The sequence below is a fragment of the Brevibacillus sp. FW301-21C12A genome, assembly GCF_058788915.1.
This window is the reverse complement of record NZ_JBYTBG010000015.1, coordinates 74,778-91,851: the sequence shown is the minus strand read 5'-3', so window position 1 is coordinate 91,851 and position 17,074 is coordinate 74,778. Positions and strand designations below refer to the sequence as shown.

Here is a 17,074-nt window from a genome sequence, read left to right as displayed (position 1 = left end):
ACCCAAGCCCAGCCCAAGTTGCCGCCACCTGCATATGCTACAAAAAGGGGGAGATTCGATGCTGACCAGTGTCGTTATTCCTGCCAAAAACGCAGACGATCAACTGTTGTACACGTTGTTCGGCTTCAACCTGCAATACTGCGCCTTCGAGGAGTTCGAGGTGATCGTGCTGGACAACACCTCAACGGATGCGACGAGGGAAAAGCTGTCCCGGTTTACCGCTCATTTTCCGCTGAACTACGTGCAGTTTCGGGCCAAAAAACCGCTTGCCCACCTGCTGAACACAGGGATACAGTTGGCGCGCGGCGAGCTGATCGTCTTCCTCGCTGCCCAGATGATCGTACCCCGCAGCTTCATCGGCGTGCATCAGCAGGCACATGAAAAAGCGAGCCACCTGGTCTTGCTCGGGCAGGATCGAAAACGAATCTATTCGGTGTATGAGCCGGGCTTCAGCGCGACACAGCATGCGGAGTGCCAGCTCTGGCTGGAGCAATACCCGCATGTGAAGCGGCCGCATACGCTTGTGGAAACAGTCCCTTTGCTGGAAGAGAGCCAGATTGTAAACGGCTTGCCATTTCACATCGGCTTGCCCTGTCCAATCGCGCAGAAGCGGCTGGCCGCCCGGGAGAAATACGGGGCGAAGCTGGCGCGGCACCGCTCGCCGTGGACGCTGTTTGACACCCAGCACGTCTCGCTGCGGCGGGAAAGCCTGCAAAAAGCAGGACTTTTTCGCGAGCTGCCGCGGATTGAGATGGAGCGCGATCTCGGAAAACGTTTGTTAAAAAATGGCTGCCAATTCCAGTTGGACGATAAGCTGACGCTATTGAAGCAGGAGTGTGTGCAAAAAAGACTGGGCGCAAGCAGCCAGCCGACGAAAAAAAACCGCCGGGCATGACCATAGCCCCGGCGGTTTACTTTGTGCCTAACGGTTTTCTTTTAACCGCTCTTGTGGTTCACTATTAATGGAACCGTTGGAACGGACGGCTTCAGACTGGGCTTTTGGGCCACGAATTTCTGCGGTTTTTCCAAAGTCTTTTGCTTTATTGCGTACCATGTCTCGTCCTCCTCTTCATGCGAAGCGTAAAAATAGTATGACCCAAAAGGCGCTGGAGAATGGGCGTGAATTCGATAGGGAAAGGATGGCAGCTCACATGGCGAAGAAAAAACAAAAACAGCAACCACAACGTCAAAACCTGGATACAGCGACAGAAGCGAAATCTTCTCTCGGCAGCCTGAAGGATATGGTGAATGCGGATGCATTGGCCAAGCTGAAGCAGTTGGAAAAAGAAATGAAGTCCGAAAGCGAGCGCAAGGCGAAGGAAGCGGCCGAGCAAAAGCGCCGCGAGCAGGAAGAGCGCGAGCGCAACAAAAGCTTTGCGGAACTGCTGGCCGACTACGACAAAAAAGGCGGAGGCAAGTACAGTTGATGCGCGATGGACGGCAGACGGAGAGGCCGGATACGTCGAAAAACGGCCTGATGAAAAAACGGCAGCTCGCTCTCAAGGATGAGTCGATCAAGCAGCGCGGCCAGCAAGTCCTTGGCCGGTTAGGGAAAAAGCAGCCCAAGGAGTGATTTTTTTCCCTCCTTCCCCATATAGCTAGGAGAGGGGAAAGGAGGGAGACCATGGGGACAATCCTGCTCCTGCTCAGTCTCCTTTGTGTAGCTGTAGGCACCTGGAAGCTGAGCGGTATCTACAAGGCAGACAAGACGGACAGCAAAACGCTCTGGTGGACAGTCGCGAGTGTCGGGATTGCGCTTTTTTTTCTTTTGAAGCTGATGACTGATACGTTTCCAACATAAACATGCACCTGTGGCTCAAGCTGCACAGGTGCATGTTTTTTGTTGCTGAAATTATTCGTAGCGAAGCGCTTCGATCGGGTCCAGCTTGGCGGCCTTGTTGGCCGGATACAGGCCGAAAAAGATGCCGATTGCGCTGGAGAAGCCAAAGGCGATGAACACGCTGTTCCAGGACAGAAGCGGCGGCAGATTGGCAAACTGCGCAATCAGGGCGGCGATGCCCAGTCCGAACAGGACCCCGATCAAGCCGCCGATCAGGCAGACGATGACGGATTCGATCAGAAACTGGATCAAAATGTCGCTGCGCCTTGCCCCGAGCGCCTTGCGAATCCCGATTTCCCGCGTGCGCTCTGTGACGGAAACGAGCATGATGTTCATGACGCCGACCCCGCCGACGACGAGCGAGATTCCGGCGATGACGCTGAAGATCAGTGTCAATGTGCCTGTCAACTGGTTGAACTGATCGACCGATTCCTGCATGCTGCGCACCATGTAGTGGTCTTGTTTTTGATGCTTGCGGGTCAAATACTGCTTGACTTGCTGCATGGCAGGGTCGACAGACGGCTTGTCCACGGCTTTGCCCATGAACATCTGGACGGATGGCTCTTCCTGCAGGCTGTGGTAATAACGGATGGGGACAACCGCGCCAAACGTCTCTGCTCCCATGTCAAACTTGAACTTTTCCTCTGTGTACGTACCGATGACGACGAGCGAGTTGTTGCCCCAGCGCACGCGCTGGCCGATCGGGTTCATCTGGCCGAACAGCTTTTCGCCGAGCTTGTCCTCCAGCACGACGACGGCGCGCTGCTCCTTGTCATCCGCGCTGTTGAACAGGCGTCCTTTGGCCACTTTCATCGTCTTCTGCATGGCAAAGTAGTCGGCGGTGCTGGCGGTCAGGTTGACCCGCTCTTCTTTTTTCGGGCCTTTCAGTTCGATTGTATGGGAGTTGTACGGGACGATGTACTCGATTGCCGGGCTGATTCGGCTGAGCACCTCGGCGTCCTCGATGGTCAGGTCGTCTGCGGCTATCTCTTCTTTCGTGTCCCAGTTGATGAAGACGTTGAACGTGTTCTGGCCGAATTTTTCCATCTCGTCGTTAATCGCTTTTTGTCCGCCTTCGCCAAGTGTCGTTACGGCGATGACGGAGGTGATGCCGATGATGATGCCGAGCATGGTCAGGCAGGAACGCATTTTGTTCGCCCAGATGCCTTCCAGGGCGGTGTAAAAGCTCTCCATAAAATTCATGTGACAATCACCTCGTCAGACGGGGTAGAGAAAATGCGTTCCTCGACCCGTTCGTCGCGGACGATGACGCCGTCCTTGAAGGTGACGATCCGTTCGGCGTGCTGGGCGATGTCCAGTTCGTGCGTGACGAGAATGATCGTGACGCCCTGGGCGTGCAGCTCCTGGAACATCGCCATGATCTCGACGCCGGAGCGGCTGTCCAGGTTCCCTGTCGGTTCGTCGGCCAACAGGATGGCGGGTCGATTGACCAGCGCTCTGGCGATGGCGACCCGCTGCTTTTGTCCGCCGGAAAGCTGTGTCGGCTTGTGGTTCATGCGCTCAGCAAGCCCGACTCGCTTCAGCGCTTCGGTGGCGCGACTGCGTCTTTCCGAGCGGCTGATGTTGGCGTACATCATCGGCAGCTCCACGTTGTGCAAAGAAGTGGAGCGCGCGAGCAGATTGAACGATTGAAAAACGAAGCCGATTTTTTGATTGCGAACATAGGCGAGCTGCTTGTCCTTGAGGCTGCTGACCTCGATGCCGTCGAGAATGTACGTCCCCGAGTCCGGACGATCCAGGCAGCCCAGCATGTTCATGAACGTCGATTTCCCTGATCCCGATGGTCCCATGATGGCGACAAATTCGCCTTTTTCCACTAGCAGGGAGACGCCTTTCAGGATCGGGAGGGTAGTATCGCCTGTCTTGTATGATTTCGTCAAGCCTTCTATCTGAAGCATTGTCGGCTGACCTCCTTTTTACGTGGAACGCGTCCAGTCGTTACATGCCCAGCGCAGCAGCACCGCCGCTCATCGGCATGACCGCAGCTCCTTCGCTCAGAGCGTCGACAGGTCCCAAAATGATTTGTTCGTCTCCTGACAGTCCCGACTTGATGTGGGAGAACAGCTCATTTTCTGTGCCTGTAACGACTTTTTGCTTCTTGGCGATGCCGTCAGCGGAGATCCATACGAAGGTGCTGCCATCGGCGTCCTGCTGAACGGACTCGATGGGAACTTGCAGGGCGTTTTCGATTTTTTCCACCATGATGTTGATGTCCACGTGGAAGCCTGGCTTCAGTGCGCTCAAATCGCCCTGCGGCTTGAGGATGACTTTGACGCGCGTTTTTTCGCCTTGGCCCGAACTGCTTTGCGTAGTGGTCGCGATCGGCGCGATCCGGGTAATTTGGGCGTTCAGCAGTTGCTTGCCCAGCGTAATTCCTTCAATCGTCGCGGACTGGCCGATTTTCAGTTTGCCGACGTCCGACTCGTTAATATCAGCCTGAATGAGCAGGTTGTTCAGGTTGGCCAGCGTCAAAATTTCCGTGCCTTTGCTGACGTATTGGCCGTTCTCGGCCGCCACGCCAATGACTGTTCCGTCCATCGGCGCGACGAGGACGCTTTGCACGCGCTCTTTTTCCAACTGGCTGCGCTCTACGGCCAGCTTGTTGATTTGCGCCTGCTGGGCGGCGATGTCTTCCTTGCGCGGCCCTTTTTGCTTGAGGGCAAACTGTTGCTTCGTGACATTCAGGGAAGACTGGGCGTTGTCCAAAACAGATTTGGCCTTGTCCAACTCTTGCTGCGTGGAAGCCCCCGAAGCGAACAGTTGCTGGATCCGATCGTACTCGCGTTTGGCTGCGTCGTATTCGCGCTGGGCCTGATTGACCCGCTCGCGCTCCTGCGCCACTTCTTCCGGCTCTGCCCCGATCTGGGCTTTTGCCAGATTGGCTTTGGCTACTTCCATTTGCGCTTCCAGATCAAGCAGTCTGCCGTCGACATCCGAGGTGTCGATTTTTGCGATGACCTGGCCTTTCTTGACCTTGTCGCCTTCCTTCACCACAAACTCGCGCAAGGTTCCGGTTACGTTGGCATACTGCTTTTGCTTGTCCTCTACCGTGACGATCCCCGAGGTCAAAATTTTGCTCTCCAGGACTGACTTGGTCGGAGCCCCGATGTTTACCGGCATGCCCATGGCTTGCTGAGAGCCCATCATGTTGATTCCGACGAAGCCCGCACCGAGCAGGACGACCACGGAACCGATGATCCACCACCGTTTTTTCATGTTCATTTCTCCTTGCTGTTAGGAACCGTATTATTTCTTTGCTCGGTGAAGTCTTACGCCAGGTCTGGAAAAAGGTAACACTTGTGGCGAATTGTTCACGATTTGCTCACATTTTGTGATGTTTTGACGGAAAGCAACTTTCTGGCTTTTGGCGTGATAAGATAAGAAAATAGATGACGTTCCTTGGGAGGGGAGCCATGAACCAAGCGATTCGATTTGATTACTCTAATGCACGCGCCTTTGTGAGACAGCATGAGTGGGAGCAGCTTGCCCCGGCGATCGGGCAGGCGCATGAGATGTTGCACAAAAGAACGGGTCCAGGCAGAGACTATCTCGGTTGGGTTGATTGGCCGCAGAGGTACGACCGCGCTGAATTTGAGCGGATTCGCCAGGTGGCGGCGCGTATCCAGGCTGATTCGGATGTGCTTTTGGTAATTGGAATCGGGGGTTCATATTTAGGGGCGAAAGCTGTACTGGACATTTTGGGCCACAGCTTTTACAATTTGCTGCCGAAGTCGAAGCGGCGTTTTCCGGAAATTTATTTTGTCGGGAACAATATCAGCCCGGTTTATATCTCTCATCTGATGGACGTGCTCGAAGGAAAAGACGTGTCCATCAATGTCATCTCGAAGTCGGGCACGACGACAGAGCCCGCGATCGCTTTTCGGCTGCTGCGCACCTGGCTGGAGAACAAGTACGGCCGCGAGCAGGCGAAGAAGCGCATCTATATTACGACGGACAAAACGCGCGGCGCCTTAAAAAGACTCGCGGAGGACGAAGGGTACGAAAGCTTCGTCATTCCGGACGATATCGGCGGACGTTTTTCCGTCCTGACCGCAGTCGGACTGTTGCCAATCGCAGTGAGCGGGGCCGATCTGGACGCGCTGATGAAGGGCGCGCAAGACGCGAGCGAGCGCTACATGGTCATGGATTTGTACGAAAATCCGTGCTACCAGTATGCGGCGATTCGCAATGCGCTGTACCGCAAAGGTAAAACCGTGGAGCTTCTGGTCAGCTACGAGCCGCAGTTCCGCTTTTTCGCGGAGTGGTGGAAGCAGCTTTTCGGGGAGTCGGAAGGAAAAGACGGCAAAGGAATTTTTCCCGCGTCAGCCGAGTTTTCCACGGACCTGCACTCGTTGGGGCAGTACATACAGGACGGCATGCGGCAGTTGTTTGAAACGGTTGTTACGGTGAACAAGCCCGCCGTCGACGTGACCGTGCAGGAGGACCCGCTCGATGTGGACGGGTTGAACTTCCTGTCCGGCAAGCGGATGGGGTTTGTCAATAAAAAGGCTTTCGAGGGAACGGTACTGGCCCATGTAGATGGCGGCGTACCGAACCTGCTTGTGGAGATGCCAGAGGCGACAGCGTACCATCTCGGCGCCCTGATCTACTTTTTTGAAAAGGCGTGCGGGATCAGCGGCTATTTGCTAGGGGTCAACCCGTTCGATCAGCCCGGGGTGGAGGCGTACAAGGCCAACATGTTCGCCCTTCTGGGAAAACCTGGATTCGAGCAGCAGAAAGCGGAACTGGAGGCAAGATTGCGCGAGAACAAGACGTATTTGACTGTGGAGGAGACAGCGGCGTATTTGGAGCTTCCTGAAACGTTTATTTTGGAAAAAATTCATCAGGGCAAAATCCGCGCTCTCCACGACGGCAACGAGTACATCATCAACAAGGAGCAGTTCAATCACCATCTGGAGGAAATGCGCAAGCTTCGCGAGTTCGAGGAAGCGGCGCGTCACGAGACGGTTCCGGAAAGCTACGATGTGAAAGACGAGGATTAAGCTGAGGATGAAAGCGCAGACCATCTTGTCAGATCGCGCCCAAGAGGACTATACTTGGTGGGTGAACGAAAATAAAAGATCAAGCAACTCGGGGAGTCCTTCATGCGGGGCTGAGAGGATGGAAGCAACGACCGTCGACCCATTGCACCTGATCCGGATCATGCCGGCGCAGGGATACGGTTGCCGGCAAACAGCGCTTTTTTATTTGGTTACGATGCGTATGAAGCCCGCCTTTTCCTGTGAAGGAGAAGGTGGTTTTTTTCATTTTGTCGACTGCGCCAGGGGCTTTTGGCTACAACGGCGCTTTCGAACGGCCCCGAAGAGATTACAACAAGCGAGGAGAGAGAAAAATTGAGCGATTGTCTCGTAGTGGGTGGAGGAATTATCGGATTAAGTCTGGCTTATGAGTTGTCACGAAGAGGAAGGAGCGTCACGCTGGTCGAGCAGGGAGAATGGGGCGGACAGGCGTCTTCTGCGGCGGCGGGGATGCTCGCGCCGTTGAAGGAGTTTACGGCCCCAGGCCCGATGCTCGATCTGGGCATGACTTCGCTGGCCTATTACCCGCAGTGGGCGGCCGAGCTGGAAGAGTTTACCGGAGGGGACGTCCAGCTCAGCCTGGAAGGGCTGCTGACGGTCGCGCTCAACGATGACGAGCAGGCACAGCTTTTGGCGAAGTACCATTGGCAAAAAGAAGCGGGGCACAGCGTCCACCTTTTGACGGAGCGGCAGCAACTGGCTGAGGTGGAGCCGCTTTTGACCGAGCAGGCGCAGGCAGCCATCTACTCTCCGTACGAAGGGCATATCAACAACCGCATGCTGCTGCGCGCTCTGGTGACAGCATGCCGGCTGCAAGGCGTCGCGTTGCACGCAGGCTGTGTCGTGAGCGGCATCGCGGTAAAAGGCGGCCGGGTAGTCGGCGTGGAGAGTTCGCTTGGACCGCTGCGGGCGGAGCAAACGATCATCACGTCAGGCGCGTGGGCGGGCATCATGCTGGAAATGCTCGGCGTTTCGATTCCCGTTCGCCCGGTTCGCGGCCAGATCGCGGCGGTATCCTCCGCAGGCATCCCGCTTCGCACCGTCATTTTTGGCACCTCCGGCTACATCACGCCGAAGAAAGACGGGAAAATCGTCATCGGCGCGACAGAAGACGAAAGCGGCTTTCAGCGCGAAGTTACAATGGCGGGCTTGGCCAGCATCCTGAACGGAGTCATGCCGTACGTCCCGGCCTTACACGGCGCTGCTTTTCTGGAGGCGTGGGGCGGACTGCGGCCAGCTACCGCAGATGGCAAGCCGCTGCTTGGTCCCGTGCCCGGCTGGGACGGGCTTTCGATTGCCGGAGGGCACTTCCGCAACGGCATCTTGCTGTCCCCGGCTACCGCGAAATGGATGGCCGACTACCTGGAAAAAGGCGAGACAGAGCGTCTGACGCCGTTTTTGCCATCCCGCTTTTTGGCAAAAACAGACGAAACGTCGAACAAAATGGGCTAGTCCGAACTGCAAACCCGGTACACCTCCCCATGGGCACCTGTATATGGTAATAAAGAAACACCAGAAGGGGAGGAGTTTCCATGCAGTCTGAAAAAAACCTGTACCAGGCTGACGTCCAGACGGTCAGTCTGATAAAGGATATGCGTGAAAATGTGCACAACATATGCAAAGAACACGTCGAGAAAAAGGTGCGCATTGAAGCGATTGACGGCCAGATTTTTGAAGGCGTGATCGTGGACTTTGACGATCAGAATGTATATGTGGAAGTGGACGATCCCGATGCAGAGGAAGACGACTACGAGTTCGAAGAGGTAGCCAGCCGCAAATCGCATGGAGACTGGGGCATGTACCCGGACTGGACTCCCTACGGCTATCCATATGGCGGATACCAGCCGTTTGGCGATGTCAGTCCGCTTGGCAGCAGCAGCCAGCCGAATCGGCCTCCTGCTGGTCAAGTCAGCCCTTACGCGGACGATTGCTATCCATACGCTCCGATCAGCCCATTCGGCAGCCCAAACCAGCCGTATGGGCAGGTAAGTCCGTTCGGCAGCCCGAATCAGCCGTTTGGGCAGGTAAGCCCGTTCGGCAGTCCGGGCCAGCCATATGGGCAAGTAAGTCCGTTTGGCAGTCCGAGCTTTCCGTACGGCCAGGTGAGTCCGTTTGGAGAGGGCGCTCCTTTCGTCAGCCCTTATTCCGGCTTCAATCCGTACATGGCGCCGTTCCCACCGTTCCCGCCCTACCCGCCTCAGCCGTGTTACCCGTATCCACCGCCGCCACCACCTCCGGCTGCAGTCGTCGTGCCGAGGAAAAAACGCCGCCGTCCGTGCCGAAGAGGCAAAAGAATCATTCCGCTCGCCTTGTTTACGCTTTTGACGATCGCGCTGCTCTAAAACCTGAAAGCATAGAGCTACCAAGCCTCTTGTCATCCGCACTTCCGGCAGCGAGGCTTGTTGCTCGTTTTGCCTGCCCTCGCCTGTGAGTACAACCCGCCGTTTTGGCGCACACTACCAGTAGTATGTGACGAAGGCAGGGGATAGAAATGAAGAAAATTCAAAGCAGCTTACCAGGGACGAAGGCGACGTTCGGCTATTTCCGCGAGTCGCTCGAGCCGCATTTTACACTGGCGAATTGGGATTACGAACACGGCTATTTCGACCGCACCCTTGACGACAGGAACACCGTGTACCTCCGCCTCCCGGTAAAAGTCTTGCAGGGCGAGCTCGACAGCCCCGACGCGTGGCTGGAACTGGGCGAACCGTTTGTTTTGCGCCACGTCTACAACACAGGTGTAGAGGAAGATATCGGCTACTACGCCCCCGTCGCTTCAGCCGTGATGAACCAGTTCCAGGAGCCGCTCGACAAAGATGCCGAGATCGACCCCCGCTGGATTCGCAAGGCCGAGGCCATCGTCAAAGAACTGGAAAATCGTCTCGGATGAAAAGCGGGCCTTGGAGCAGGCCTGCTTTTTTGTTTTGCTTCGCTTCGATGAAAGCAGCAGCGAGGAATGGATTTTAAATGGATATGCTTTTTCAGCCCTGTTCTGTTTGCAGAAAGTATTGCACAGATTGAGGGCAGCAAATCTTGCCTGAGGACCCCGGATCGGGTGGTTATTTTTTCTAGCATGAAAACCGTCTTTGAAAAACTCTTTACAAACGTTTTAAAAAACCCACGCCCACCCAAGCAAGCCGCTGACGAGGAAAGAGGAGAAATCCGCGAAAGCTCTTTGGGATACCGACCGAGGTGGAGGGGAAAAAGCAAAACACGCTTTTAAGCGTCCACTCTGAGACACATCCTGAATCGACCACTTTGGACGCGGTTTTGCTTTTTCCCCGGAGCCGGGCAGTCCAGCCCCCAGCGGGTATCCCAAGAAGCTCCAGCGATTTCTCCTCTTTCCTCGCCTCACCAAAAGCAACGACAGACGGGCTTTTTAATGATTTTGCTTTTGCCTCGCCTTCGCCAAAAGCAACGGCAAACGGTCTTTTCAATGTTTTTGCTTTTTCCCTCGCCTCGCCAACAGCAACGGGCAAACGCTCTTTTCAATGTTTTCACTTTTTCCCCGCATCACCAAAAACAACAAACAACAACCTTTGTAAAAGATTTGTTTTTCCACTATTAGTCAGGTAATATTTCCCTAACAGCAGAATGACCGACCCGAGACACCCGTGAAAAACGACGTCCTGACAGGAGACAGGAGGCGACAGCATGGCGTGGTACCATGCGATAGCGAAATGGTATTGGAAAATCCGCAAGCCGCTGACTCTCGGAGTGCGCCTCATCGTGGCCGACGAACAAAAAGGCGTCCTGCTCATTAGGCACACCTATGTACCCGGCTGGTACTTGCCCGGCGGCGGAGTCGAAAAAGGAGAATCGTTCTGGGAGGCAGCCCGCAGAGAGCTGCGGGAAGAATGCGGCCTCGTGGCTGGCGAGCTCAGGCTCTGTCACCTGTATTACAGCGAACGCGAAGGCAAGCGCGACCACATCGCCCTGTTCCACGCCTGCCAAATCCAGCCCGGGACAGGCAAGATCGACGCCGATGAAGTCCGGGACATGCGCTACTTTTTGTGGGACCAGCTCCCGGACGACATGACCCCCTCGACGCGAAAGCGATTGGCGGAATTTTGCGCCCAGTCTTTCCGCGAAGAGCGATGGTGAGACTCGGCCGTTTCCATGCATCTCCTTTTCCCATGTGGTATAGTGAGATCAACAAAACGAGCGTACTTGACCGCTTCGAAGGATAAAAGTGAGGGCAGACCAGCATGAAGATTGCGACTGTACTGCGAAATGACGATTATACACGGGAAGTAGAACATTTGTTGAAGGAAAAGCTGCGCGAGGCAGGCAGTCCTTACACGTTTGTGAACGGAACGGAGGCCAAGCCTGACATGGTGCTCTCAATCGGAGGGGACGGGACGCTGCTCGAGGCCGTCCATCAATACGGCATGGAGCCGGCCTATGTCGGGATTCATACGGGACACCTCGGTTTTTACGCCGACTGGCGGCCGGAGGAGCTGGATGAGTTCGTCGACCGGCTGCTGCACGCCGAACCGGCGATCGTCGAGTATCCGACGGTCCAGTGCCGGATTGATACAGCAGATGGCCAGCGATACGAAAAATGGGCGTTGAACGAACTGGTCCTGCGCAACGCGTCCCTCTCGACGTTGGTCGCTTGCGTCTACATTAACGGGGACGAGTTGGAGACGTTTCGCGGCGACGGGTTGATCGTGTCTTCGCCATCGGGGAGTACAGCCTACAACAAAGCCGTGGATGGAGCGATCGTGCATCCGTCCATCGAGGCGATCCAACTGTCCGAAATCGCCTCCATCAACAACCAGGCGTACCGGACGATCAACAGCTCGCTCGTTTTGCCCAAGCATCACGAAGTAGAGCTGATTGTCATGAACCCGGAAATCATGATCGGCCTCGATCGCGAGCAGGCGGTGTGGAGAGGCGTGCGCTCCATTATGTGCCGTGTCGGGCAAGGCAAAGTCAAATTCGCCCGCTACAAGCGACTGACGTTTTGGAGCAGGGTGCGCAATTCGTTTATCAAAGGATAGAGAGACTTGGGGGAGGGGATATCATTGAAAAAGCTAGGAACACTGCAAAGCATTTTCCGCCATCCGGTAAAAGCGATGCAGGGCGAGCAACTGACGACGTCGGAGGTCGACGTTTTCGGCCTGTACGGCGATCGGGCTTATTACTTTCTGGACGACTCTCGCGGCGGAAAATATTTGAGTGCAGACGTCGTCCCGGCGCTGCTCGGCTACCATGCCAGCATGGGGGAAAAGACGGGCGAAGAAGCATACCCCGACGTTCAAGTTGAAGCGCGTGACGGCAGCGTACATACGTGGGGAGAGTCGCTGTTCGCCCATGTCGCAGAGACAGCGAAAAGAGCGGTGACACCGATGCGCAGTCTCCCGACAGAGGGAGGGAAAAACTGGGAGGACCACATTCTTTTGGTGACGGACGCCTCCCTGCGCGAGCTGGCACGGGTGATCGGCAGCGACTGGATTGACCCGAGACGTTTTCGCGGAAACCTCATCGTCGAGCTCGAAGACGACGAACCGTTCGCAGAAGACAAATGGCTGGGCAAAAAGCTGCAAATCAACGATGTTACCCTGCAGGTTACCAAGCATTGCGAGCGTTGCATGTACGTGAACATCGACCCCGATACGCTGCAGAAAAACCCGGCTGTGCTGAAAGCATGCGTGAAGCGCCACGAAAACCATTTTGGCGTGTACGCCTCTGTGGTGACGACAGGTACGGTGTCGCAGGGCGACGAGGTGTTTATTCTGGAGTAGGCAAAAAGGCGAGGCAAACTGCTTTTGCCTCGGCAACTGGCTAGTGGAGGTGCGAAAGATGACCGTGATGAGTCCTGTAGAAAAAGTGAAGGCTTTTGTGCAGCAGTACGATCCCGCAATCGAGCCGATTTTGTTCGAGCAGCCGCTTCCTACATCCGAGGCAGCCGCCGAAGCGTTGGGCAGCGAGGTGGGACAAATCGCCAAGTCGATCCTGTTTCGAGTTGGCGACCAGTTTGCGCTGTTTGTCGCAGCGGGAGATGTCAAGATCCATCCCAAGCAGGTCAAGGCCGCTTTTGGCTCGGGCAAGGCGAAGATGGCCTCCGCCGAAGAAGTGGAAAAGGTGACAGGCTATCGCGTAGGCGCTGTCTGTCCGTTTGCGTTGCAGGAGGAAGTGCCCGTCTTCGTCGATACTTCCCTGCGGCGCTTCCCTGTCGTCTATACGGCTGCGGGCGTTGCCGAATCGCTTTTGCCCGTCACCTACGCGGCATTGCTTGCCATGACCAAAGCCGTCGAGATCGATGCGGCTGCTGCACCAGCCTCGTAAAAACATGACCGTTTTGCCGGCCGCAGGCAGACAAGCAGTTCTGCTGCTTTTCGGAAAATGGCGAAACGTTTTTTGCAAAAACAAAGCCGACAATCCGCATGACACCGTGGATTGCCGGCTTTTGTTCGTTCGCGCAGGGGAAGCTTCACGCTTCTTTTCCCAGCATCAATTGATAAAAATGCACATCGTGCCACTCGCCGAATTTGAAGCCCACCTCCCGGAATTTTCCCGCAAGCGTAAACCCGAACTTTTCATGAAGCCGCACACTTGCCTCGTTTCCACCCGTAATGCCGCTGATGACCGTGTGGTAGCCGAGCTGTTCCGCCCGCTGCAAGATGTCGCTCATCAAGGCCGTACCGACACCGCATCCCCGCTGCTGCGCATCAATGTAGACAGACAGCTCGACCGTTTTGCTGTACGCCGGCTTTTCGCGAAAAGGAGAAAGGCAGCAATAGCCGACCACTTGCCCGTCCGCTTCGGCGACGAGCAGCGGATGAGCTTCAGTGTGCTTGTGAAACCAGACTTCGCGCTGGGCCAAACTCTGCGGCTCCAGGTCGAAAGTTGCAGCCAGATGGGCAATCGCATGGTTGTAAATCGCCAGCATGGCAGGTAAATCGTCCAAAACAGCTTCCCTGATTTGCAGCAGCATGAATACCGACTCCTTCAAAATCAAACAGCGATTCCTCGCCTGTTCTACCGCAGCGCCTCGTACACATCCCGGAGATTGGTGTATCCGGCCTGCTGCGCTTTTGTCAAATACTTCGCCCACAGCGTCCCGGCGGCCACGGCGTCACAGTAGGCGTGGTGCCTGCGGGAGATCGGGATGTCGTGCTGGGCGCAGAGGGCGTCCAGCGAGCCGTTGCCGATCGGGTTGCTCAACAGCCGAATCAAAAGCATCGTGTCGAGCATCCGGTGAGTCAGCGGTCGTCGGCTCGTTTTCCAGAGGGCGGAGCGAAAAAATTCGCGCTCATGCCGGGAGTGATGGGCGACGAGCGGACGATCTCCGACGAAGCGGAAAAACCGCGAGAGAGCTTCCAACAGATCGGGCGCGTCCGCAGTCATATCGTCGGTAATCCCGGTCAGCGAGCGGACGTGGGGCGGGATCGTGCGCCCCGGATTGACCAGCGTGTAAAACGAATCTCCGAGCAGCAGCTTTTCCCCGCGCATCGCCACCGCGCCGATCGAGATGATCGCGTCTCCGTGATCGGGGTAAAAGCCGGTCGTCTCCAGGTCGACGACGACCACCTCCAGATCGGCAAGCGGGATGTTTTCGCTGGAATCGACGTGTCTTGCTTCCTTGGAGATGGAGCGAAGATAAGCCTGGTGCTGTTTGTCGTCGTCGCCAAGCCCCCACTTCCAGTCGCCCGGCACCCCTGCCATTCCGCGGTTCATGTTCCACAAGCGGCCGATGAAGTCCCATTTTGCCAAATGCGTCTCCTCCTATCCCCTGAAGGTGGACGGGAGCTTCGCCGTCATTTTTTGCAGGCGGATGGCGAGCTTCATCGCTTCGCGCACCTGTGTGATGGAATCAGGCGACAGCTTGCTGAGCTTGATGTAGCTGTTGCTCGTGTAATGGCCGTCCTCCCAGTGCAAGAGGGCGGTCAGGCGCAGCCCCTGGATCAGCCGAAAATGCGCGGCTATTTCGTCGCAAAAGCTTTTGCTCCACACGCCTTTTTCCGCCAGCTCGCCCAGCCGCTCAAGCGTGGAGCTGACGAAGATGCCGTGCGCCAGGGCGAAATGCCGCACGCAGTTGACGATCGGCAAATAGACGCCGTACTTGATGTTGATGGCTCCGCGAAACCGCCCGGTGACCTCGGGCAGCACCCTTCCGAACAGGCCGAGCGGCACGCGGTAATGCAAAGTGTTGCTGACCAGCCGATCGAGCAAAAACGTATTCCCGGCCAAAAGCTGCCGGAAGCGGTCCAGGACAGGGGCGAAAATGGCCGATTCTCCGTACAGGACGCGCACGTCGCTTGCCAGCAGCAAATAGCGGGCGTTTTCCCAGACCGGGTGAGAGATCCATCTGTCCAACTGGTCGATCCATTGGTCGACGCTGCCGCGCCACTTCGGAGAGAGGCAGGTGACATTGCCCTGGCAAGGCGGATAGCCTGCTTCCTCCAGGCCGGAAACGATGGTCGCGGCCAGCAGTTGAAAATAGCCGTGAACCCGCTCCTGCTCGCTTTCGTTGAGGTGCTCGGGGATCGAGTAGACAAGCCCGTTGTCCTGGTCGCTGATGATGGCCTGCTCGAAGCGTCCGCCGCTGCCGAATTGCAAAAAGGCAAACGGGACGGGCGGCGTGCCGACACCTCTTTTAGCCAGAGCGTCTACGGCAAGCAGAACGCCCTGGCGGATAAGGTTGTCGTGAATCAAGTTCACTACGATTGAAAAAGGGGCCATCTCCCCTGCGCGGTTCAATTGGCGCAAGGGATCTGGGTCAAGCAATTGCTGGCGAAGTTGCGCGAGCTCGGCGAACGATTCCACCTGCCGGATACGCGCTACCTGCTCAGGTGAGAGTGTGAGAGGTGCCGCTTTGCTGGGACGCAGAGGGTCGAATGCGCTCGGGCTGCAGTAGTTCGGGATAACCGTATCCCCCGTGTTCGCTAAGGTCAAGGCCAACCACCTCTTCTTCTTCTGTGACTCGAAGTCCGATAGTCGCTTTCAGGATGGACAAAATGACGTACGCTACAACAAACACATAAGCCATGGAGCCTGCGAGGCCAAGCGCCTGTACACCGAGCTGGTGCAGCCCGCCGCCGTAAAACAGTCCGGCGCCGCCTACCCCGACTTTTTCCGCAAGCTCCGGCGTAGCGAACAGGCCAGTGGACAGCGTGCCCCAGATTCCGGCTACGCCGTGAACGGAAAAGGCGAAGACCGGATCGTCAATTCCCATGCGATCGAACCAGATGGAAGTATAGAATGTAAGAATACCTGACACTGCGCCGATCACGACGGCAGCCCACGGCTCGACGAATGCGCACGAAGCAGTGATGGCGACGAGAGCGGCCAGAACGCCGTTCAGCATGCTCGGGATGTCAGCTTTGCCCATGACGATCCAGGAAATGGCGAGGGCGGCGACAGCGCCTGCTGCTGTAGCGAGATTAGTCGTAACGGCGACATAGCCGAAAAAGCCGGAGGTGCTGCCGAGCGTGGAGCCTGCGTTGAAGCCGAACCAGCCGATCCACAGAAACAGCACGCCGAGCACGGAGTACACCTGGTTGTGGCCGGGGATCAAATTGGAGCTGCCGTCACGGTTGTATTTGCCGATGCGCGGCTTCAACAGAACGGTAGCGACGAGTGCGACGATGGCGCCTTGCAGATGGACAACCGTGGAGCCGGCGAAGTCTTGCATGCCGAGCTGGGCGAGCCAGCCTCCACCCCAGACCCAGTGGCCGACGACAGGATAGATGAGGACGGTAAACAATACGCTGAAAATAAAGTAAACGGACAGCTTGGCACGCTCGGCAAAACCGCCCCAGGCGATCGCCAGCGAAACCGCCGCGAAGGCGAGCTGGAAGAGGAAGAGAATCGAGATCGGAACCGTAGCGGCAGAGAAGGCGGAGAAAGCGTCCTTTTTCAAGCCGTCGAAGAAAAAGCCGGATAAGCCGATGAAGGAGTTGCCGTCACCAAAAGTCAGACCGAAGCCGAACGCCCAAAAGGCGATGGAGCAAATGCCGAAGGTGAGGACGGTTTTGCCTGCGACGTGGCCTGCGTTTTTCATCCGGGTCGATCCGGCCTCAAGCAAGGCAAACCCTACTTGCATGAGAATGACCAAAATGGCCGAGACCATGACCCATGTGGCATCAATGGCGGACGATAGATCAGTGAGAGTCGGTTCCATTCATTCCACTCCTTTTATGTCAGGTATTCTGACATTCATTTT

Annotated in this window: 21 protein-coding genes, 1 pseudogene and 1 riboswitch; of the genes and pseudogenes, 13 read left to right on the top strand and 9 right to left on the bottom strand. The window is 56.3% G+C overall.

The window, feature by feature from the left end; all coding sequences use genetic code 11:
* Positions 1-58 precede the first annotated feature (58 nt).
* Complete coding sequence (locus tag AC3WQH_RS12105) at positions 59-895, top strand: glycosyltransferase family 2 protein (RefSeq protein ID WP_005829962.1); 837 nt, start codon at positions 59-61, stop codon at positions 893-895.
* Between the two features lie 27 nt (positions 896-922).
* Here the strand turns inward: AC3WQH_RS12105 and sspK are convergent, their stop codons facing one another.
* Positions 923-1,054 carry a small acid-soluble spore protein K gene (sspK, locus tag AC3WQH_RS12100; RefSeq protein WP_007783429.1) on the bottom strand — a complete coding sequence of 44 codons (132 nt, stop codon included), beginning with the start codon at positions 1,052-1,054 and terminating at the stop codon, positions 923-925.
* Positions 1,055-1,151: 97 nt separating this feature from the next.
* Here sspK and AC3WQH_RS12095 point away from each other — a divergent pair, with 97 nt between their 5' ends.
* The 3 genes from AC3WQH_RS12095 to AC3WQH_RS12085 are packed head-to-tail and all read left to right on the top strand — an operon-like array spanning position 1,152 to position 1,801.
* Positions 1,152-1,427 carry a YqkE family protein gene (locus AC3WQH_RS12095; protein WP_007783428.1) on the top strand — a complete coding sequence of 92 codons (276 nt, stop codon included), beginning with the start codon at positions 1,152-1,154 and terminating at the stop codon, positions 1,425-1,427.
* A complete protein-coding gene (locus AC3WQH_RS12090; protein WP_155808584.1) occupies positions 1,424-1,573 on the top strand; it encodes a hypothetical protein in 150 nt (49 codons plus the stop codon). Before AC3WQH_RS12095 ends, AC3WQH_RS12090 begins: the two co-directional genes overlap by 4 nt.
* A 51-nt stretch (positions 1,574-1,624) precedes the next feature.
* A complete protein-coding gene (locus AC3WQH_RS12085) occupies positions 1,625-1,801 on the top strand; it encodes a hypothetical protein (RefSeq protein ID WP_007783427.1) in 177 nt (58 codons plus the stop codon).
* 51 nt (positions 1,802-1,852) lie between these two features.
* Here AC3WQH_RS12085 and AC3WQH_RS12080 read toward each other — a convergent pair whose 3' ends face one another.
* From AC3WQH_RS12080 to AC3WQH_RS12070, 3 genes are read right to left on the bottom strand one after another with little or no spacing between them, the layout of a single operon-like run.
* Positions 1,853-3,043: an ABC transporter permease gene (locus AC3WQH_RS12080; protein ID WP_005829970.1), complete on the bottom strand. Its 1,191-nt coding sequence runs from the start codon at positions 3,041-3,043 to the stop codon at positions 1,853-1,855.
* Entirely contained in the window at positions 3,040-3,759 is a 720-nt protein-coding gene (locus tag AC3WQH_RS12075; RefSeq protein WP_429779503.1) for an ABC transporter ATP-binding protein, read from the bottom strand. The genes AC3WQH_RS12080 and AC3WQH_RS12075 overlap by 4 nt, the downstream gene beginning before the upstream one ends.
* 40 nt (positions 3,760-3,799) lie before the next feature.
* Positions 3,800-5,077 (bottom strand): efflux RND transporter periplasmic adaptor subunit, encoded by a 1,278-nt coding sequence (locus tag AC3WQH_RS12070; protein WP_005829973.1) that lies wholly within the window; start codon positions 5,075-5,077, stop codon positions 3,800-3,802.
* Positions 5,078-5,274: 197 nt separating this feature from the next.
* On the opposite strand from AC3WQH_RS12070, the pseudogene AC3WQH_RS12065 reads away from it, so the two are divergent.
* The 5 genes and pseudogenes from AC3WQH_RS12065 to AC3WQH_RS12045 form a co-directional block, all read left to right on the top strand.
* Positions 5,275-6,624, top strand: a pseudogene (locus AC3WQH_RS12065) (glucose-6-phosphate isomerase); the annotation flags it as partial.
* A gap of 21 nt (positions 6,625-6,645) precedes the next feature.
* Positions 6,646-6,864 carry an excisionase family DNA-binding protein gene (locus tag AC3WQH_RS12060; protein WP_307723519.1) on the top strand — a complete coding sequence of 73 codons (219 nt, stop codon included), beginning with the start codon at positions 6,646-6,648 and terminating at the stop codon, positions 6,862-6,864.
* Positions 6,865-6,943: 79 nt separating this feature from the next.
* Positions 6,944-7,059, top strand: a riboswitch (TPP riboswitch).
* Between the two features lie 156 nt (positions 7,060-7,215).
* Positions 7,216-8,352, top strand: a complete 1,137-nt coding sequence (gene thiO / locus AC3WQH_RS12055) for a glycine oxidase ThiO (protein ID WP_005829978.1) — start codon at positions 7,216-7,218, stop codon at positions 8,350-8,352.
* Between the two features lie 80 nt (positions 8,353-8,432).
* On the top strand, positions 8,433-9,242 hold the full coding sequence (locus tag AC3WQH_RS12050; protein WP_492332058.1) for an LSm family protein: 810 nt from the start codon (positions 8,433-8,435) through the stop codon (positions 9,240-9,242).
* Positions 9,243-9,391: 149 nt separating this feature from the next.
* Positions 9,392-9,790 (top strand): YugN family protein, encoded by a 399-nt coding sequence (locus AC3WQH_RS12045; RefSeq protein ID WP_005829981.1) that lies wholly within the window; start codon positions 9,392-9,394, stop codon positions 9,788-9,790.
* Between the two features lie 208 nt (positions 9,791-9,998).
* Here the strand turns inward: AC3WQH_RS12045 and AC3WQH_RS12040 are convergent, their stop codons facing one another.
* Positions 9,999-10,337, bottom strand: a complete 339-nt coding sequence (locus AC3WQH_RS12040) for a hypothetical protein (protein WP_429779504.1) — start codon at positions 10,335-10,337, stop codon at positions 9,999-10,001.
* Between the two features lie 217 nt (positions 10,338-10,554).
* On the opposite strand from AC3WQH_RS12040, the gene AC3WQH_RS12035 reads away from it, so the two are divergent.
* The 4 genes from AC3WQH_RS12035 to AC3WQH_RS12020 all read left to right on the top strand — a co-directional run bounded on the left by AC3WQH_RS12035 (position 10,555) and on the right by AC3WQH_RS12020 (position 13,194).
* Positions 10,555-11,004 (top strand): NUDIX domain-containing protein, encoded by a 450-nt coding sequence (locus AC3WQH_RS12035; protein WP_005829984.1) that lies wholly within the window; start codon positions 10,555-10,557, stop codon positions 11,002-11,004.
* A 104-nt stretch (positions 11,005-11,108) separates the two neighbouring features.
* On the top strand, positions 11,109-11,906 hold the full coding sequence (locus AC3WQH_RS12030) for an NAD kinase (RefSeq protein ID WP_005829985.1): 798 nt from the start codon (positions 11,109-11,111) through the stop codon (positions 11,904-11,906).
* Between the two features lie 24 nt (positions 11,907-11,930).
* Positions 11,931-12,650, top strand: a complete 720-nt coding sequence (locus tag AC3WQH_RS12025; RefSeq protein ID WP_327920757.1) for an MOSC domain-containing protein — start codon at positions 11,931-11,933, stop codon at positions 12,648-12,650.
* A 58-nt stretch (positions 12,651-12,708) separates the two neighbouring features.
* A complete protein-coding gene (locus tag AC3WQH_RS12020) occupies positions 12,709-13,194 on the top strand; it encodes a YbaK/EbsC family protein (protein ID WP_492332057.1) in 486 nt (161 codons plus the stop codon).
* A gap of 145 nt (positions 13,195-13,339) precedes the next feature.
* Here AC3WQH_RS12020 and AC3WQH_RS12015 read toward each other — a convergent pair whose 3' ends face one another.
* From AC3WQH_RS12015 to AC3WQH_RS12000, 4 genes are read right to left on the bottom strand one after another with little or no spacing between them, the layout of a single operon-like run.
* A complete protein-coding gene (locus tag AC3WQH_RS12015; protein WP_007783406.1) occupies positions 13,340-13,843 on the bottom strand; it encodes a GNAT family N-acetyltransferase in 504 nt (167 codons plus the stop codon).
* A 44-nt stretch (positions 13,844-13,887) separates the two neighbouring features.
* Positions 13,888-14,622, bottom strand: coding sequence for an exonuclease domain-containing protein (locus tag AC3WQH_RS12010; RefSeq protein ID WP_005829991.1), 735 nt, complete (start codon positions 14,620-14,622; stop codon positions 13,888-13,890).
* A 12-nt stretch (positions 14,623-14,634) separates the two neighbouring features.
* Positions 14,635-15,675, bottom strand: coding sequence for a DUF294 nucleotidyltransferase-like domain-containing protein (locus tag AC3WQH_RS12005; RefSeq protein ID WP_007783404.1), 1,041 nt, complete (start codon positions 15,673-15,675; stop codon positions 14,635-14,637).
* Positions 15,676-15,697: 22 nt separating this feature from the next.
* Positions 15,698-17,032 (bottom strand): ammonium transporter, encoded by a 1,335-nt coding sequence (locus AC3WQH_RS12000; protein ID WP_005829994.1) that lies wholly within the window; start codon positions 17,030-17,032, stop codon positions 15,698-15,700.
* Positions 17,033-17,074: the final 42 nt, after the last annotated feature.

Excerpts from the sequence above, each read along its gene's own strand:
- AC3WQH_RS12105 (WP_005829962.1), top strand. The coding sequence starts at position 59 with ATGCTGACCAGTGTCGTTATTCCTGCCAAAAACGCAGACGATCAACTG.
- sspK (WP_007783429.1), bottom strand. The coding sequence starts at position 1,054 with ATGGTACGCAATAAAGCAAAAGACTTTGGAAAAACCGCAGAAATTCGT.
- AC3WQH_RS12095 (WP_007783428.1), top strand. The coding sequence starts at position 1,152 with ATGGCGAAGAAAAAACAAAAACAGCAACCACAACGTCAAAACCTGGAT.
- AC3WQH_RS12085 (WP_007783427.1), top strand. The coding sequence starts at position 1,625 with ATGGGGACAATCCTGCTCCTGCTCAGTCTCCTTTGTGTAGCTGTAGGC.
- AC3WQH_RS12080 (WP_005829970.1), bottom strand. The coding sequence starts at position 3,043 with ATGAATTTTATGGAGAGCTTTTACACCGCCCTGGAAGGCATCTGGGCG.
- AC3WQH_RS12075 (WP_429779503.1), bottom strand. The coding sequence starts at position 3,759 with ATGCTTCAGATAGAAGGCTTGACGAAATCATACAAGACAGGCGATACT.
- AC3WQH_RS12070 (WP_005829973.1), bottom strand. The coding sequence starts at position 5,077 with ATGAAAAAACGGTGGTGGATCATCGGTTCCGTGGTCGTCCTGCTCGGT.
- AC3WQH_RS12050 (WP_492332058.1), top strand. The coding sequence starts at position 8,433 with ATGCAGTCTGAAAAAAACCTGTACCAGGCTGACGTCCAGACGGTCAGT.
- AC3WQH_RS12045 (WP_005829981.1), top strand. The coding sequence starts at position 9,392 with ATGAAGAAAATTCAAAGCAGCTTACCAGGGACGAAGGCGACGTTCGGC.
- AC3WQH_RS12035 (WP_005829984.1), top strand. The coding sequence starts at position 10,555 with ATGGCGTGGTACCATGCGATAGCGAAATGGTATTGGAAAATCCGCAAG.
- AC3WQH_RS12030 (WP_005829985.1), top strand. The coding sequence starts at position 11,109 with ATGAAGATTGCGACTGTACTGCGAAATGACGATTATACACGGGAAGTA.
- AC3WQH_RS12020 (WP_492332057.1), top strand. The coding sequence starts at position 12,709 with ATGACCGTGATGAGTCCTGTAGAAAAAGTGAAGGCTTTTGTGCAGCAG.
- AC3WQH_RS12015 (WP_007783406.1), bottom strand. The coding sequence starts at position 13,843 with ATGCTGCTGCAAATCAGGGAAGCTGTTTTGGACGATTTACCTGCCATG.
- AC3WQH_RS12000 (WP_005829994.1), bottom strand. The coding sequence starts at position 17,032 with ATGGAACCGACTCTCACTGATCTATCGTCCGCCATTGATGCCACATGG.